The sequence below is a fragment of the Pannonibacter carbonis genome (genome assembly GCF_003012935.1).
Lineage (GTDB): Bacteria > Pseudomonadota > Alphaproteobacteria > Rhizobiales > Stappiaceae > Pannonibacter > Pannonibacter carbonis.
In genome coordinates this window covers 399,783-415,583 of record NZ_PUDR01000004.1, presented here as the reverse complement: position 1 = coordinate 415,583, position 15,801 = coordinate 399,783, and the positions used below count along the sequence as shown (strand labels likewise).

The window sequence follows — 15,801 nt, the reverse complement described above, 5'->3', positions numbered from 1 at the left end:
ACACGGGATGGGACTATTGTCCTGCAAACAGCAAGACGGTGCGGGCGCGCTGTGTCACGCCTTCAAGACCCGCGATAGCTTCTGGAATTCGACCGGAACTCGACGAAAATCACAGCCTTTCAGACAGACAAGGATCCGCAAAGGACCATGAGTTATCCCGCCTCCGATTTTGCCGACATGATCGATGCTGATGCCTTGCGGGCGAAGCTGACCAGCCTGACAGCCGGCTATGATGGTCTGGGAACCGACAACAAGGTCCGAGCCGCTGCGCTGGCCGAGCTGAAGGCTGCCATGAGGGCTGGCCGCGAGGTGGCGCAGGAGCATCTCAACCGCGAGGGTGGCGGGCTCGCCTGTGCCCGTCGGCTCAGTCACCTGCAGGATGAACTCATTCGCGTCATCTATGATTTCGCGCTGGCGCATGTCTACCGGATCACCAATCCCTCGACGGCCGAGCGCATGGCTGTGGTTGCCGTGGGCGGCTACGGACGCGGCACACTGGCCCCCGGCTCGGACGTCGATCTTCTGTTCCTGCTGCCCTACAAGCAGACCCCCTGGGGTGAGCAGGTGGTGGAATACATCCTCTACATGCTGTGGGACCTTGGCCTCAAGGTGGGCCATGCGACCCGAAACCTTGAGGAATGCATCCGCCTGTCCCGGTCCGACATGACCATCCGTACAGCGGTCCTCGAAGCGCGTTTTATCTGGGGCGAGGAAACACTGTTCCGGGAATTGCAGACGAAATTCGATACGGAAGTCGTGGCCGGCACGAGTTCAGATTTCATTGCGGCAAAGCTTGCCGAACGCGACGAGCGCCACAAGCGGCAGGGCATGTCGCGCTACTTGGTCGAGCCGAACATCAAGGAAGGCAAGGGCGGCCTGCGCGACCTCAACACCCTGTTCTGGATCGCCAAGTATCACTATCGCGTACGCCGCCAGTCCGAACTTGTGTCGAAGGGTGTGCTGTCGCGGGCAGAGTACAACCTCTTTGTCAAATGCGAGGACTTCCTTTGGGCAGTCCGCTGCCATCTGCATTATCTCACCGGTCGTCCCGAAGAACGCCTGTCTTTTGACGTCCAGCGCGAGATCGCGATCCGGCTTGGCTACACCCAGCATCCCGGGCTGAAGGACGTCGAGCGCTTCATGAAGCACTACTTCCTGGTCGCCAAGGACGTGGGCGACCTGACGCGCATCCTGTGTTCGGCCCTTGAGGCGCAGCATGTGAAGTCGCCCCATGGCACGGGCTTCACCGGACTGATGCTGCGGCTGAAGAGCCCGCGCGGTCCGGCCGCGCAGCCAATCCGCGAGGCACCGGGCTTTGTCGCCGAGAACGGGCGAATCAATGCGGCCAGCGACATGGTGTTCCGGGAAGATCCCGTGAACCTTATCCGCGTGTTCCAGGTGGCCGACCGGCTGAACTACATCCTGCATCCGGAGCTGATGCAGCTGATCCATCGCTCGCTGTCGCTGATCAACGCAGCCTTGCGTGACAATCCGGAAGCCAACCGGTTGTTCCTGTCGATCCTCACATCGAGATCACAGCCGGAAGCGACCTTGCGCGCCATGAACGAAGCCGGTGTCCTGGGCCGCTTCGTGCCGGACTTCGGCAAGGTCGTGGCGATGATGCAGTTCAACATGTACCACCACTACACGGTGGACGAGCACCTGCTGCGCTCCATCGGCGTTCTGGCCGAGATTGAACGGGGCGGGGCTGAGGGCGAGAATCCGCTAGCCAGCCAGCTCATCAAGTCGATCCAGAACCGCCGTGTCCTGTATGTGGCAATGTTCCTGCACGACATCGCCAAGGGGCGTCCCGAGGATCACTCGATCGCCGGTGCCAAGATTGCCCGCAAGGTTTGCCCACGCCTCGGCCTGAGTGCGGCCGAGACCGAAACCGTTGCCTGGCTGATCGAGCACCATCTCGACATGAGCACCTATGCCCAGTCGCGCGATCTCTCCGACCGCAAAACCATTGATGACTTTGCGCAGATCGTTCAGAGCCTGGAGCGGTTGAAGTTGCTGCTGATCCTGACGGTTGCCGATATCCGCGCCGTTGGTCCCGGGGTCTTCAACGGCTGGAAGGGCCAGCTGCTGAGGACGCTCTACTACGAATGCGAGCCGCATCTGACCGGCGGACACAGCCAGTTGAGCCGCAAGGAAGTGGTGACCGACGCCAAGGAACGGCTCCTGGAAAAGCTCACCCACTGGACCACGAGCGAACGCCAGTCCTATGTCGGTCGGCACTATCCCGCCTACTGGATGCGGGCGGAAATCGACCGGGCGATTGCCCATGCCGAGCTGATCCGCCGGGCCGACGCGCGCAACGAGAAATTTGCCGCCGAGGTGCGCACGCATGCCTTCGAGGGCGTTACGGAAATCACCATCCTTGCGCCGGACCATCCGCGCCTGCTGTCGTCAATTGCCGGGGCGTGTTTCGTCACCGGTGCCAACATCGTCGATGCGCAGATCGACACGACGACGGATGGCTTCGCGCTGGATTCGATCTTCGTTGGCCGCGAGTTGCCAGATGATGCCGACGAGCGCCGGCGCGGCGAACGCATCACAGACATCATCCTGAAAACCCTGCGGGGCGAGATGCCCCTGCCGGAACACATCGCCAAGAAGGCCAACATGAAGGGGCGCATGAAGGCGTTCCGGGTGGCGGCCGAGGTTCTGGTCAACAATTCCTGGTCGGACAGCTACACCGTCGTGGAAGTCAGCGGGCTGGACCGTCCCGGACTTCTGTACGAGCTGACCCGGGCGATTGCCGGGCTCAATCTCAACATCGCCTCCGCGCATATCTCGACCTTTGGTGAGCGGGTGGTGGACGTGTTCTACGTGACCGACCTGACGGGCCAGAAAATCTCCAACATCAGCCGTCAGGAGACGATCCGCGAGCGGCTGACCGAGGCGGTGGAAGGAAAGCCGGAGCCTGCCCCCGTAACGTCTGGCTGATGGAACGCGAATGAGCCTGATCCGCAACTTTGCAACCGTCGGTGCGGCAACGCTTGCCAGCCGCATTCTTGGCTTCGTGCGTGATGCCATGCTGGCGGCTGTGCTGGGAGCCGGACCGGTGGCCGACGCCTTTGTTGTGGCCTTCCGTCTTCCCAACCTCTTTCGCCGGCTGTTTGCGGAAGGCGCCTTCAACTCGGCGTTCGTGCCCCTGTTCGGGCGGGCGCTGGAGGAGGAGGGCGAAACGAGGGCGCGGCAGGTGGCCGGCGAAATCGCGTCCGGCATGCTGTTCGTGCTGCTCATCCTGCTGGCCCTCGCCGAGATTGCCATGCCCGCCGTGGTCTGGGTCCTCGCACCGGGCTTTCTGGAAGATCCGGCCAAGTTTGACCTGACCGTGCTGATGTCGCGGATCACCTTTCCCTATCTGCTGTTCATGTCGATGCTGGCGCTGATCGCGGGCATCCTGAACACCTATCAGAGCTTCGCCGCCGCTGCCTTTGCCCCGGTGATGCTGAATGTGGTGATGATTGCCGTGCTGGCGGGCATCGTCCTCTCCGGTGTGATCGAGGAACGGCAGATCGGCCTCACCCTCTGCCTCGGCGTTTCCGTTGCCGGGGTGGCGCAGCTGGCTGTCGTGCTGTGGGACATGAAGCGGCTGGGCTTTCGCCTGACCCTGCCACGGCCGCGCCTGACGCCGGCAGTGCGCCGGCTGGTGACGCTGGGCGTACCCGGGCTCATTGCCGGTGGCATCACCCAGATCAACATCGTCGTTGGCCAGGTGATCGCCTCGGCGCAGGCGAGCGCGAATGCGCTGCTCTACTACGCCGACCGGCTGTATCAGCTGCCGCTCGGGGTCATCGGGATTGCCATCGGCGTCGTGCTGCTGCCCAGCCTGACCCGGCAGCTGCGGGCCGGAGAGGATGCGCAGTTCCAGAAGACGCTGAACGGGGCGATGGAACTGTCCTTCGCACTGACGCTGCCGGCCTCTGTTGCGCTGGTGGTGATCCCGGATGAGATCGTCTCGGTGCTGTTCGGGCGCGGCGCCTTCGATGCGGCGGCCGTGAGCGGAACGGCCGCGGCGCTGGCGGCTTTTTCGTTTGGGTTGCCGGCCTATGTGCTGAACAAGGTGTTCTCGCCCGGCTATTTCGCCCGCGAGGACACGAAGACGCCGATGTGGTTTGCCGGACTCAGTGCGCTGGTGAATGTCGTGCTGTCGTTGCTGCTGTTTCCGGTGCTGGCGCATGTGGGCATCGCGCTGGCGACGACCGTTGCCGGCTGGGTCAACGCGCTGGCGCTTGGGGTGGTGTTGTGGCGGCGCGGGCATTTCGAGCCGGATCTGGTGGTCCTGCGCAAGATCGGGCTGCTGGGGGTGGCAAGCGCCGTCATGGGTGTGTGCGTTCATCTGGGGGCAGAGGCCTTGGCGGGTGCGCTGGCCGGGCCATCGCTGGGTATCCGTGTGGCCGCGCTGGGCGTGCTGGTGGCCGGCGGGGTCACGGTCTTCGCCGGTCTGGCGCAGGTCACCGGCGCGGCAGACCTCATTGGCCTTGCGCGGATGATCCGCCGGCGCAGGACCGGGGCATGAGGCGCGTTGCTGCCGCTTGCCTTGCTGCGGGCGCCAAGCCATAAGTCCAGCGGCATCCTGCCTTTCCCAATTTCAGGCCCTTCCAACCGGCCGACTGTTTCAGGGACTTTACATGACAGCGCTCCAGCCCCGCTGCTTCTCCGGTGTTCAACCGACCGGCAACCTTCACCTCGGCAATTACCTCGGCGCTGTCTCGCGCTGGGTGCCGATGCAGGACCAGATGCCGACGATCTTCTGCGTCGTCGACATGCATGCGATCACGGCCGGCTTCCCCGATGCGAAGGAACTCACCAACGCAACCCGCGAAGTCACCGCCGCCTTCATCGCCGCAGGCATCGACCCCAAGCGCTCGGTGATCTTCAACCAGAGCCAGGTGAAGGAACACGCCGAGCTGGCGTGGATCTTCAACTGCGTGGCGCGCATGGGCTGGCTGAACCGCATGACGCAGTTCAAGGACAAGGCGGGCAAGAACAGCGAGAACGCTTCGGTCGGTCTCTTCGCCTATCCGAACCTGATGGCGGCCGACATTCTGGCTTACCGCGCGACGCATGTTCCAGTGGGCGATGACCAGAAGCAGCATCTGGAGCTGACCCGCGACATCGCGCAGAAGTTCAACAATGACTTTGCCGAGCGGATCATGGAGCTGGGACTGGGTTCGCCCAATCCGACGCCGTCGCCGGAAAGCCCGGAACAGATCTATCTGCCGCTGCCCGAGCCGATGATCGCCGGCCCCGCGCCGCGCGTGATGAGCCTGCGCGACGGCACGAAGAAGATGTCGAAGTCCGATCCCTCGGACCTGTCGCGCATCAATCTGGCGGACGACGCCGACATGATCGCCAAGAAGATCAAGAAGGCCAAGACCGATCCGGAGCCGCTGCCGGGTGAACTGGAGGGCCTCAAGGGCCGGCCGGAAGCCGAGAACCTGGTCGCGATCTATGCCGCGCTTGCCGGCAAGACCAAGGACGCGATCATTTCCGACTTCGGCGGTCAGCCGTTCTCCGTGTTCAAGCCGGCGCTGGCCGAGCTTGCCGTGGAGCGGCTTGCGCCGCTGAACGCCGAGATGCGCCGGCTGATGGCCGATCCGGCGGAAATCGACGCCGTCCTGAAGAACGGCGCCGAACAGGCTTCCGCCATCGCCGAGCCGGTGCTGCGCGACATGCGCAAGATCATCGGCTTTCTGGATGTGAGGTAAGCGGATCGACCCCATATGGGTGAGATCGCACCACGTACCGGACAAGGAGACAGTCCATGGACTTCATGAAGATGATGAAGCAGGCGAAGCAGCTGCAGGAGAAGATGGGCTCGCTGCAGGAAGCCTTTGCCAATATCGAGACCGAAGGCAGCTCGGGTGGCGGCATGGTGAAGATCACCATTGCCGGCAAGGGCGAGATCCGCGCGATCAAGATCGATCCGTCGCTGCTGAAGGAAGAAGAGGCGGAAATCCTCGAGGACCTGATCATCGCGGCCCATAACGAGGCCCGGATCAAGGCCGAGACCCTGATGCAGGAAAAGACCCAGGAACTGATGGGTGGCATGGGGCTTCCGGCCGGCATGAAGATGCCGTTCTGACAGACCGGCTGCGGGCCGGGCGCACGCGCGCCGGCCCGCGTGCGGACAAGAACACAGGGAACACGAGATGGCAGGGCGCAAGGTCGCAGGTCCGGAGATCGAACGGCTGATCCAGCTGCTCGCACGGCTGCCCGGGCTCGGGCCGCGGTCGGCCCGGCGCGCCGCCCTGCATCTCATCAAGAAGAAGGAGCAGCTGCTGGTTCCGCTCGCCGACGCCATGGGCGTGGCGGTGGAGAAGGTTGGCATCTGCTCGGTCTGCGGCACGGTCGACACCTGCGACCCTTGCACAATCTGCTGCGACGATGGCCGGGACGAAACCGTTCTGGTCGTGGTGGAAGATGTCGCGGACCTGTGGGCGCTGGAGCGCGCCGGGGCCATCAACGCCCGCTACCATGTGCTGGGCGGCACCCTGTCGCCGCTGGACGGAATTGGCCCGGAAGACCTCAACATCGCCGCGCTGGTTGCACGCGTCGAGGCGGGATCGATCCGCGAGGTGGTGCTGGCAGTGAATGCGACGGTCGAGGGCCAGACCACGGCGCTTTACATCACCGATCAGCTTGCCGGCCTCGATGTCACCGTCACGCGGCTGGCGCATGGCGTGCCGGTGGGCGGCGAGCTGGACCATCTGGATGAAGGCACGCTGATGCAGGCGCTGAAGGCGCGAACCCGGTTCTGAGCGGTCATTGCGATTGCCGGTCGGCCTGCCTATGTGAGGGCGGTGACCGAAATGAAGGAACCAGGACGAATGTTGTCTGATGCGCTGCGGGCCTTTGGCCAGGTGTTTGAACCCGCCTTTCGCACCATCCTGATCAAGTCGCTGGCCTTCTCGATTGCGGTTCTTGCGGTGATCTGGATCGCCCTGCAGGGCGTTGTCGCCGGCTATGTCGAGCTGCCCTATCCCTGGCTTGACACGGTGGTGTCGATCCTGACGGGCATCGGCGCGATCTTTGTCCTTGGCTTCCTGGTTGCTCCTGTTACGGCCCTGTTTGCCGGACTGTTCCAGGACGACGTAGCCGCGATTGTCGAGCAGACCAACTACGCTCACGAACAACCTGGCCGTGCCATGCCGCTGGGTGCTTCACTTGCCGCAACCGTCAAGTTCACCGGTGTTGTCATTCTCGGCAATATTGTTGCGCTGATTCTGCTGCTGGTTCCCGGCGTCAATCTGATCGCATTTCTCGTGGTCAACGCCTACCTGCTCGGCCGCGAGTTCTTCGAGTTTGCCGCCACGCGGTTCATGAGCCCCGTCGAGGCCCGCGCGCTGCGAAAGGCGCACTCCGGAACAGTGTTCATGGGTGGGTTGCTGATCGCCGGGCTTCTGGCTGTCCCTCTGCTCAACCTCGTGACACCGGTCTTTGCGACCATCTTCATGATGCACCTGTTCAAGCGCATCGCGGCTCAGCGGTCGCTCCGGCCAACCTGACATTCTGGCCGGAGCTTTTGTTTCAGGAGCTTCACTCCCGGTCCTGATCGAGAAGATTACTCAGTGTCAGCCGACAGGATGCCGCTCTTGAACAGCAGGCCCGCCGCTGCGGCACCAAGCATGGGTGCTAGAATGAAGAGCCAGAGTTGGGCAACGGCCGCCGGGTTGCCGCCAGCGCCGACGATGGCAGGTCCGATGGACCGTGCCGGGTTGACCGAAACGCCAGTGACATTGATCCCGACAATGTGGATTGCCGTCAGCGTCAGGCCAATGGCAAGACCTGCAAACTGGCTCGGCGCACCTTTCTGGGTCACACCGAGGATGCAGACCAGGAACAGGAAGGTTGCAACCGCCTCGAAGACAAACGCTGCGGTTACACCATACTCACCGAGATAACCTGCACCCCAGCCATTCTGGCCCAGACCGCCACTCCAGCCGCCGGCCTTGTCCGAGAGAATCACTGCAAGGATCGCAGCTCCGGCCAAAGCGCCAAGGATCTGGGCGATCACGTAGCGAATAAAATCCGATAGGCTCATACGACCTGCAAGCAGTACACCAAAGCTGACCGCCGGATTGATGTGGCATCCTGAAATCATGCCAATGCCATAAGCCATTGCAACGATTGACAAGCCAAAAGCAAATGCGATCCCGAGAATGTCGATTGCTGTCGGACCTGTTCCCATTCCCGCAATTACAGCGGCACCGCACCCGAACAACACAAGAGTCATGGTACCGATGAATTCTGCGATCATTTTTTTCATTCTGGAAAACTCCAAATACTGATAATAGGCGTCAAATGTCAGTTGGGTAGCGAATTTTGTTATTTTGACGCAACGGTAACACAGGGCGATTTTTGGCTCCAGTGTTCAAGACAATCGTCCAGTTCGGCCGATAGGATACTTTGACGAGTGGGTTGGTTGGCGCTATTACGCCTTTAGACAACGCCAGCTGATGCTTACGTTTACGCAAACGTAAGGTTGGCGTCGGACGGGAGAGAAAGTCCATGCCGGATGTCGATATGAAGGGCAGCCGCCCTCTGTCGCCCCATCTTCAGATCTATAAGCCGATCCTGACGATGGTGATGTCGATCCTGCACCGCATCACCGGTGCAGCGCTGTACTTCGGGACGCTGCTTCTTGCCTGGTGGCTCATTGCCGCCGCCAGCGGCCCGGCCTATTTCGATTTCGTGAATGACCTGATGGGGTCGATCCTCGGCCGCCTGGTGCTGTTCGGTTTCACCTGGGCACTGGTGCATCACATGCTTGGCGGTCTGCGCCACTTCATCTGGGACATGGGCGCTGGCTTCGGACGTGAAGCGCGCGAATGGCTGGCCCGGGCAACCATCATTGGCTCCGTTGCGCTGACGATCCTGCTGTGGGTCATCGGCTACATGGTTCGCTGAGGAGACACGAATGACCGATATGCGCACTCCGCTCGGCAAGGTCCGTGGCCTCGGCTCGGCCAAGGAAGGCACCGAGCATTTCTGGCGCCAGCGCGTCACCGCGGTGGCCAACGTGTTCCTGATCTCGTTCTTCGTGGTTCTGGTGATTTCCCTGCAGGGTGGCAGCCATGCAGACGTGGTCGCGACGCTGAAGAACCCGCTGATCTCGATCCTGCTGCTGCTCGTCATCCTGTCCGGCATCTATCACATGAAGCTCGGGATGCAGATCATCATCGAAGACTATGTCCATGGTGACGGCGTGAAGTTCCTCGCGCTGATGGCCAACATCTTCTTCTGTGCCGCTGTCGGGCTCGGCTCGGTGTTCGCGGTTATCAAGATCGGCTTTGGAGGCTGACCCACATGGCCAAGACCTATGAATTCGTCGAACATACCTTCGACGTGGTGGTGGTCGGTGCCGGCGGTGCCGGCCTGCGCGCCACGCTCGGCATGGCCGAGCAGGGCCTGCGCACGGCCTGCATCACCAAGGTGTTCCCGACCCGCTCGCACACCGTTGCAGCACAGGGCGGCATTGCTGCCTCGCTGAAGAACATGACGCCGGACTGCTGGGAATGGCACATGTTCGACACGGTGAAGGGCTCCGACTGGCTCGGCGATGCTGACGCCATGGAGTATCTGGCCCGCGAGGCCCCGAAAGCCGTCTACGAGCTGGAACACTACGGCGTGCCCTTCTCGCGCACCGAAGACGGCCGCATTTACCAGCGCCCCTTCGGCGGCCACATGCAGAACTACGGCGACGGCCCCCCGGTGCAGCGCACCTGCGCCGCAGCCGACCGCACCGGCCACGCCATCCTGCACACGCTCTATGGCCAGTCGCTGAAGAACAACGCAGAGTTCTACATCGAGTATTTCGCGCTCGACCTGATCATGTCGGATGACGGCGTGTGCCAGGGCGTCATCGCCTGGAACCTCGATGACGGCACCATCCACCGCTTCTCCGCCAAGATGGTGGTGCTGGCGACCGGTGGGTATGGCCGCGCCTATTTCTCGGCAACCTCCGCCCATACCTGCACCGGCGACGGTGGCGGCATGGTCGCGCGTGCCGGTCTGCCGCTGCAGGACATGGAATTCGTGCAGTTCCATCCGACCGGCATCTACGGTTCGGGCTGCCTCATCACCGAAGGCGCGCGCGGCGAAGGCGGCTATCTGGTCAACTCCGAAGGCGAGCGCTTCATGGAGCGCTATGCCCCGTCGGCCAAGGACCTTGCCTCCCGCGACGTGGTGTCGCGCTGCATGACGATCGAGATCCGTGAAGGCCGCGGCGTCGGCAAGAACAAGGATCACATCTTCCTGCACCTCGACCACCTGGATCCGGCGCTTCTGCACGAGCGCCTGCCGGGCATCTCGGAATCGGCCAAGATCTTCGCCGGCGTCGACGTGACCAAGGAGCCGATCCCGGTCCTGCCGACCGTGCACTACAACATGGGCGGCATCCCGACCAACTATTGGGGCGAGGTGCTGAACCCGACGGCGAGCGACCCGAACCGCATCCAGCCGGGCCTGATGGCCGTGGGCGAAGCGGGTTGCGCCTCGGTGCATGGCGCCAACCGCCTCGGCTCCAACTCGCTGATCGACCTGGTCGTCTTCGGCCGCGCTGCTGCCATCCGTGCCCGCGAGGTCGTGGATCCCAAGAGCGCCGTGCCGACGCCGAACGAGCGGTCCTGCGAAGAAATCATGGCCCGCTTCGACAAGACGCGGCATGCCAGCGGCTCGACGCCGACGGCGGTGCTGCGCGAGAAGATGCAGCGCGCCATGCAGGACGACGCGGCCGTGTTCCGCACCCAGGAAAGCCTGGAACAGGGCTGCAAGCGCCTGTCCGCGATCTGGGGCGAAATGTCCGACATCAAGGTCACCGACCGCTCGATGATCTGGAACTCGGACCTTGTCGAAACCCTCGAGCTGCAGAACCTGATGGCCAACGCCATCACGACGGTCTACGGCGCCGAGGCCCGCAAGGAAAGCCGTGGTGCCCACGCACGCGAGGACTACAAGGATGGTCCGCTCGGCGGCCGCGACGACGTCAACTGGCGCAAGCACACGCTGGCCTGGGTCGACGAAGCCGGTGCCGTCAAGCTCGACTACCGCGCCGTGATCACCGAGCCGCTGACCCGCTACGAAGACGGCGGCATCGACCCGAAGAAGATCGCGCCGAAGGCGCGCGTCTACTAAGGACTGTCCATGGTTGCCGCTCTCGCCCGGCCTGACATCACCTCGCCCTTCGGCACATACCGTGCCGAGGGACTGGTGAAGTTTGCCTGGGCGCTGGCGGACCGGCACGACCTGTCGGCCTTCCTGCGCAAGCGGATCCGCAGCCTCGTCGCCCGGGTGTTTTCCGGCCCTTATGACACCGTGGTGGAGGGACTGAAGTTCCGCCTCTATCCCGGTGGCAATTACGATGACCGGAAAATGATGGCCAAGGGCCGCCTGCCCGAACAGGCGGAACACCGGCTGATTGCGCCTCTGCTCGGCAATGACCGTGTCTTTGTCGACGTGGGGGCCAACATCGGCACCTACAGCCTGTTTGCCGCCGCAAGCGGAGCCGAGGTTCTGGCCGTCGAGGCGAGCCCCGACACGGCCGACAAGCTGGCCTTTAACCTCGCTGCCAACGGCGCGTCGGATGTCCGCATCGCCCGCACGGCGGTGGGCGCTGAGGACGGCGAACTGTCGCTGTGGCGCGAGCCCTCGAACGCCGGCTTTGCCACGCTGGTCGAAGACCTGACCCAGGGCGAGTGGGCCGGCAACTGGAGCGCTTTCCGCGTGCCGGTGCGCCCCCTGGCCGATGTGGTGACTGAAGCCGGACTGACACGGATCGACGTGATGAAGATCGACGTGGAGGGATTTGAGGACCGTGTTCTGGTGCCCTATCTCTCCACCACCAGCCGGGACCTCTGGCCCCGCGCCATTCTGCTTGAAACAAACTGCCGGCCGCATTGGACCGAGGACTGCCTGAGCCTGCTCACGCGCCTTGGCTATGAACAGGCCGGCGAAACCAGAGACAACATCCTGTTCAGCCTGAAGGCCTGACGGGGAACCCATTGGCCCGGACATCCATCCGGCGCCGTAACGCGGAGCGACGAGAATGGTTCAGCTGACGCTTCCAAAGAATTCCAAGGTGACCGAGGGCAAGGTCTGGGACAAGCCGAAGGGCTCCACCAACCTACGCGAATACCGGATCTACCGCTGGAATCCGGATGACGGCCGCAACCCGCGCGTGGACACCTATTTCGTCGATCTCGACGATTGCGGTCCGATGATCCTGGACGGGCTCATCTACATCAAGAACAAGATCGACCCGACGCTGACCTTCCGCCGCTCGTGCCGCGAAGGCATCTGCGGCTCCTGCGCCATGAACATCGACGGCACCAACACCCTGGCCTGCACCAAGGGCATGGACGAGGTGGGCAAGGGCGCGATTGCGATCTACCCGCTGCCGCACATGCCGGTGATCAAGGATCTGGTTCCGGACCTGACCCGCTTCTACGCCCAGCACCGCTCGATCGAGCCCTGGCTGAAGACCGTGTCGCCGGCCCCGGAAAAGGAATGGCGCCAGAGCCACGAGGACCGCGCCAAGCTGGATGGCCTCTATGAGTGCATCCTCTGCGCCTGCTGCTCGACCTCTTGCCCGTCGTACTGGTGGAACGGCGACCGCTATCTTGGGCCCGCCGTGCTGCTGCAGGCCTATCGCTGGCTGATCGACAGCCGCGACGAAGCCAAGGGCGAGCGCCTCGACAACCTTGAGGATCCGTTCCGCCTGTACCGCTGCCACACGATCATGAACTGCGCCCAGGCCTGCCCCAAGGGCCTGAACCCGGCCAAGGCCATCGCAGAGATCAAGAAGATGCTGGTGGAGCGCCGCGTCTGACGCGACGCCGGAGCGCATCGGAATTGTTGGGGGGCAGTCGCGAGGCTGCCCTTCTTTTTGGGCTTCCAGCCGGCGTGGCCGGGCTATAGGCTCGCCGCTCGCGCATCGGGACCATAGCCCTTGCGGCTGAACGAACGTCAGGCAGTCATGTCCAGAATTCCAGTCAAGATCTGTGGTCTATCGACCGAGGAGACCCTGCAGACGGCGATTGACGCCGGTGCGGACATGATCGGGCTGGTGTTCTTTCCCAAAAGCCCGCGGCATGTGTCCCTGAGTGATGCCTGCCGCCTGGCGGATATGGCGCGCGGCAAGACCGAGATCGTGGCGCTGACCGTCGATATGGATCTTGCCGGGCTGCAACGGATCAACGAGCTGGTGAAGCCGGATCTGTTCCAGTTTCACGGCTCCGAAACGCCGGAAGCCTGCGCTGCGGCGCGGATCATGTTGCGCACCCGCATCATCAAGGCGATTGGCGTGCGGGAGAAGGCTGACACCGAGAAGGCGCTGCCCTATGTCACGGTGGCTGAGTGGATCCTGTTCGATGCCAAGCCGCCGGCGGACTCGGATGTGCCGGGCGGTCACGGGGTTCCCTATGACTGGACGATCCTCAAGGCGCTTGACCTGCCGCGCCGCTTCATGCTTTCCGGGGGGCTCGATCCGGAGAATGTAGGCCGTGCCATCGCCATGAGCGGGGCGCCGGCCGTAGATGTGTCCTCGGGCGTGGAACGCACCAAGGGCGTCAAGGACAGCGATCTGATCCGCGCCTTTATGGCGGCCGTTCGATCGGCGGAAGATGTGAAGGAGTGACGAGACGTGACCACAATGGCCAACACCCTGCGCTCGGGACCGGACGAGCGCGGCCACTTCGGGATCTTCGGCGGCCGCTATGTGGCCGAGACGCTGATGCCGCTGATCCTCGACCTCGAGAAGGCCTATAACGACGCCAAGGCGGATCCTGCCTTCAAGGCGCAGCTCGATGATCTCAACACCCATTACACCGGCCGGCCATCGCCGCTGTATTTCGCCGAGCGCCTGACCCAGCATCTTCGTGAAGTTTCTGAGGCCTCCGGCCTCGGGGGTGGCGCGAAGATCTACTTCAAGCGCGACGAGCTGAACCACACCGGCAGCCACAAGATCAACAACTGCCTCGGCCAGATCCTGCTGGCCATGCGCATGGGCAAGACACGGATCATCGCGGAAACCGGCGCTGGTCAGCACGGCGTCGCCACCGCAACCGTCTGCGCCCGCTTCGGCCTGCCCTGCGTCGTCTACATGGGCGCGACCGACGTGGAGCGTCAGAAGCCGAACGTGTTCCGCATGAAGCTGCTGGGTGCCGAGATCGTTCCGGTCACCGCCGGTGCCGGCACGCTGAAGGACGCCATGAACGAGGCGCTGCGCGACTGGGTCACCAATGTCGACAACACCTATTACCTGATCGGCACCGCCGCTGGCCCGCACCCCTATCCGGAGCTGGTGCGCGACTTCCAGTCTGTGATCGGCAAGGAAACCCGCGAGCAGATGCTGGCCGCTGAAGGCCGCCTGCCGGATGCGATTGTTGCTGCCGTTGGCGGCGGCTCGAACGCCATCGGCCTGTTCCACCCGTTCCTCGACGACAAGAGCGTCGAGATCTGGGGCGTGGAAGCTGGTGGACGTGGTCTTGAGGGCGACGAGCATTGCGCCTCGCTGAACGCCGGCAAGCCGGGCGTGCTGCATGGCAACCGCACTTATCTCCTGCAGGACGCCGACGGCCAGATCCTGGAAGGCCATTCGATCTCGGCCGGCCTCGACTATCCCGGCATCGGACCGGAGCATTCCTGGCTGAAGGAAATCGGCCGGGCCAATTACGTGCCGATCACCGATGACGAGGCAATGGAAGCCTTCCAGCTGCTGACAAAGATCGAAGGCATCATTCCGGCGCTGGAGCCGGCGCATGCGCTGGCCCAGGTGATGAAGCTGGCGCCGAAGATGCGCAAGGACCAGATCATCGTCATGAACCTGTGCGGCCGTGGCGACAAGGACGTCTTCACTGTCGGCAAGATGCTGGGCTTCGATCTCTGAGATAAAGACCGGTCCCGGCGTTGCGTCGGGACCGGTTGCCTCTCCGAATGGCCGTCAGAAATCCCGGGCGTCCCGCTCCCGCAGCTCCGCCCAGGTGAGGGGGGCCTCGCCACTTAGCGGGTTTTTCGGGGACCAGCGATAGGTGATCTCGTCCATGCGCAGCGACAGCGCATTGAACATCACCAGCCGGCCGACCGGGCCTTCACCAGCGCCCGTGATCGCCTTGATCGCTTCCATCGCCTGCAGTGTGCCGAGAATGCCCGTTAGCGCACCGACCACGCCTGCTTCCGCGCAGGAGGGAACGATGCCCGCTTTCGGAGGCGTGGGAAACAGGCAGCGATAGGTCGGGTTGGGCGTGCCGTCCGCCGCCCGCTCATGCGGCCTCAAGAGCGTCAACGAGCCATCAAACCGGCCCACCGCTGCCGTGATCAGCGGCTTCTTGCGATAGTAGCAGGCATCCGAGACAAGATACCGGGTCTCAAAGTTGTCCGATCCGTCGATGACGAGGTCGTAGCCGCCCACGAGGGACAACGCGTTGTGACCGCCCAGCCGCTCCGGATGCGGCTCCACCGCGACATAAGGGTTGAGCCGTGCGATGGCCTCGGCCGCGCTGGCCACCTTCGGTTCACCCAACTGGTTCGTGTCGTGGATCACCTGCCGTTGCAGGTTGGACAGCGACACGGTGTCATGGTCGACGATCCCGAGTGTTCCCACACCTGCGGCGGCCAGGTACTGCAGCACGGGTGAGCCAAGCCCGCCGGCGCCGATCACAAGTACCCGCGCGGCTTTCAGCTTCTGTTGCCCCGGTCCGCCGATTTCGCGCAGGACAATGTGGCGGGCATAGCGTTCGAGTTCGGCAGGCGACAGCATGGAGCATTCCTGATGTGCGGGATTTCGGT

Annotated in this window: 15 protein-coding genes; 13 read left to right on the top strand and 2 right to left on the bottom strand. The window is 63.3% G+C overall.

The features are described from left to right. Nucleotides 1-147 precede the first annotated feature (147 nt). The 6 genes from C8348_RS08290 to C8348_RS08265 all read left to right on the top strand — a co-directional run bounded on the left by C8348_RS08290 (nucleotide 148) and on the right by C8348_RS08265 (nucleotide 7,523). Nucleotides 148-2,952: a [protein-PII] uridylyltransferase gene (locus tag C8348_RS08290; protein ID WP_106752820.1), complete on the top strand. Its 2,805-nt coding sequence runs from the start codon at nucleotides 148-150 to the stop codon at nucleotides 2,950-2,952. Between the two features lie 10 nt (nucleotides 2,953-2,962). Further along, on the top strand, nucleotides 2,963-4,531 hold the full coding sequence (gene murJ, locus C8348_RS08285; RefSeq protein WP_106752819.1) for a murein biosynthesis integral membrane protein MurJ: 1,569 nt from the start codon (nucleotides 2,963-2,965) through the stop codon (nucleotides 4,529-4,531). A 112-nt stretch (nucleotides 4,532-4,643) separates the two neighbouring features. Beyond that, nucleotides 4,644-5,723: a tryptophan--tRNA ligase gene (gene trpS / locus C8348_RS08280; RefSeq protein ID WP_106752818.1), complete on the top strand. Its 1,080-nt coding sequence runs from the start codon at nucleotides 4,644-4,646 to the stop codon at nucleotides 5,721-5,723. Nucleotides 5,724-5,779: 56 nt separating this feature from the next. After that, nucleotides 5,780-6,100, top strand: coding sequence for a YbaB/EbfC family nucleoid-associated protein (locus C8348_RS08275; protein WP_106752817.1), 321 nt, complete (start codon nucleotides 5,780-5,782; stop codon nucleotides 6,098-6,100). Nucleotides 6,101-6,167: 67 nt separating this feature from the next. After that, nucleotides 6,168-6,776 (top strand): recombination mediator RecR, encoded by a 609-nt coding sequence (recR, locus tag C8348_RS08270; protein ID WP_106752816.1) that lies wholly within the window; start codon nucleotides 6,168-6,170, stop codon nucleotides 6,774-6,776. Between the two features lie 69 nt (nucleotides 6,777-6,845). Further along, the gene (locus tag C8348_RS08265; RefSeq protein WP_106752815.1) at nucleotides 6,846-7,523 is read left to right on the top strand and encodes a sulfate transporter family protein; all 678 of its coding nucleotides are present in this window, start codon (nucleotides 6,846-6,848) and stop codon (nucleotides 7,521-7,523) included. 56 nt (nucleotides 7,524-7,579) lie between these two features. Here C8348_RS08265 and C8348_RS08260 read toward each other — a convergent pair whose 3' ends face one another. After that, on the bottom strand, nucleotides 7,580-8,284 hold the full coding sequence (locus C8348_RS08260; RefSeq protein WP_106752814.1) for an aquaporin: 705 nt from the start codon (nucleotides 8,282-8,284) through the stop codon (nucleotides 7,580-7,582). Nucleotides 8,285-8,526: 242 nt separating this feature from the next. Between C8348_RS08260 and sdhC the strand changes: the two genes are divergently transcribed. From sdhC to trpB, 7 genes are all read left to right on the top strand, one after another. Further along, a complete protein-coding gene (sdhC, locus tag C8348_RS08255) occupies nucleotides 8,527-8,925 on the top strand; it encodes a succinate dehydrogenase, cytochrome b556 subunit (protein ID WP_106752813.1) in 399 nt (132 codons plus the stop codon). 10 nt (nucleotides 8,926-8,935) lie between these two features. Next, complete coding sequence (sdhD, locus tag C8348_RS08250; protein WP_106752812.1) at nucleotides 8,936-9,319, top strand: succinate dehydrogenase, hydrophobic membrane anchor protein; 384 nt, start codon at nucleotides 8,936-8,938, stop codon at nucleotides 9,317-9,319. Between the two features lie 5 nt (nucleotides 9,320-9,324). Beyond that, nucleotides 9,325-11,151: a succinate dehydrogenase flavoprotein subunit gene (gene sdhA / locus C8348_RS08245; protein WP_106752811.1), complete on the top strand. Its 1,827-nt coding sequence runs from the start codon at nucleotides 9,325-9,327 to the stop codon at nucleotides 11,149-11,151. A 9-nt stretch (nucleotides 11,152-11,160) separates the two neighbouring features. After that, a complete protein-coding gene (locus tag C8348_RS08240) occupies nucleotides 11,161-12,006 on the top strand; it encodes an FkbM family methyltransferase (RefSeq protein ID WP_106752810.1) in 846 nt (281 codons plus the stop codon). 55 nt (nucleotides 12,007-12,061) lie between these two features. Next, the gene (locus tag C8348_RS08235; protein ID WP_106752809.1) at nucleotides 12,062-12,844 is read left to right on the top strand and encodes a succinate dehydrogenase iron-sulfur subunit; all 783 of its coding nucleotides are present in this window, start codon (nucleotides 12,062-12,064) and stop codon (nucleotides 12,842-12,844) included. Between the two features lie 147 nt (nucleotides 12,845-12,991). Further along, nucleotides 12,992-13,651: a phosphoribosylanthranilate isomerase gene (locus C8348_RS08230; protein WP_106752878.1), complete on the top strand. Its 660-nt coding sequence runs from the start codon at nucleotides 12,992-12,994 to the stop codon at nucleotides 13,649-13,651. A 15-nt stretch (nucleotides 13,652-13,666) separates the two neighbouring features. After that, nucleotides 13,667-14,902: a tryptophan synthase subunit beta gene (gene trpB / locus C8348_RS08225; protein WP_106752808.1), complete on the top strand. Its 1,236-nt coding sequence runs from the start codon at nucleotides 13,667-13,669 to the stop codon at nucleotides 14,900-14,902. 54 nt (nucleotides 14,903-14,956) lie between these two features. Here trpB and C8348_RS08220 read toward each other — a convergent pair whose 3' ends face one another. After that, a complete protein-coding gene (locus C8348_RS08220; protein WP_106752807.1) occupies nucleotides 14,957-15,772 on the bottom strand; it encodes a molybdopterin-synthase adenylyltransferase MoeB in 816 nt (271 codons plus the stop codon). Between the last annotated feature and the right edge of the window lie 29 nt (nucleotides 15,773-15,801).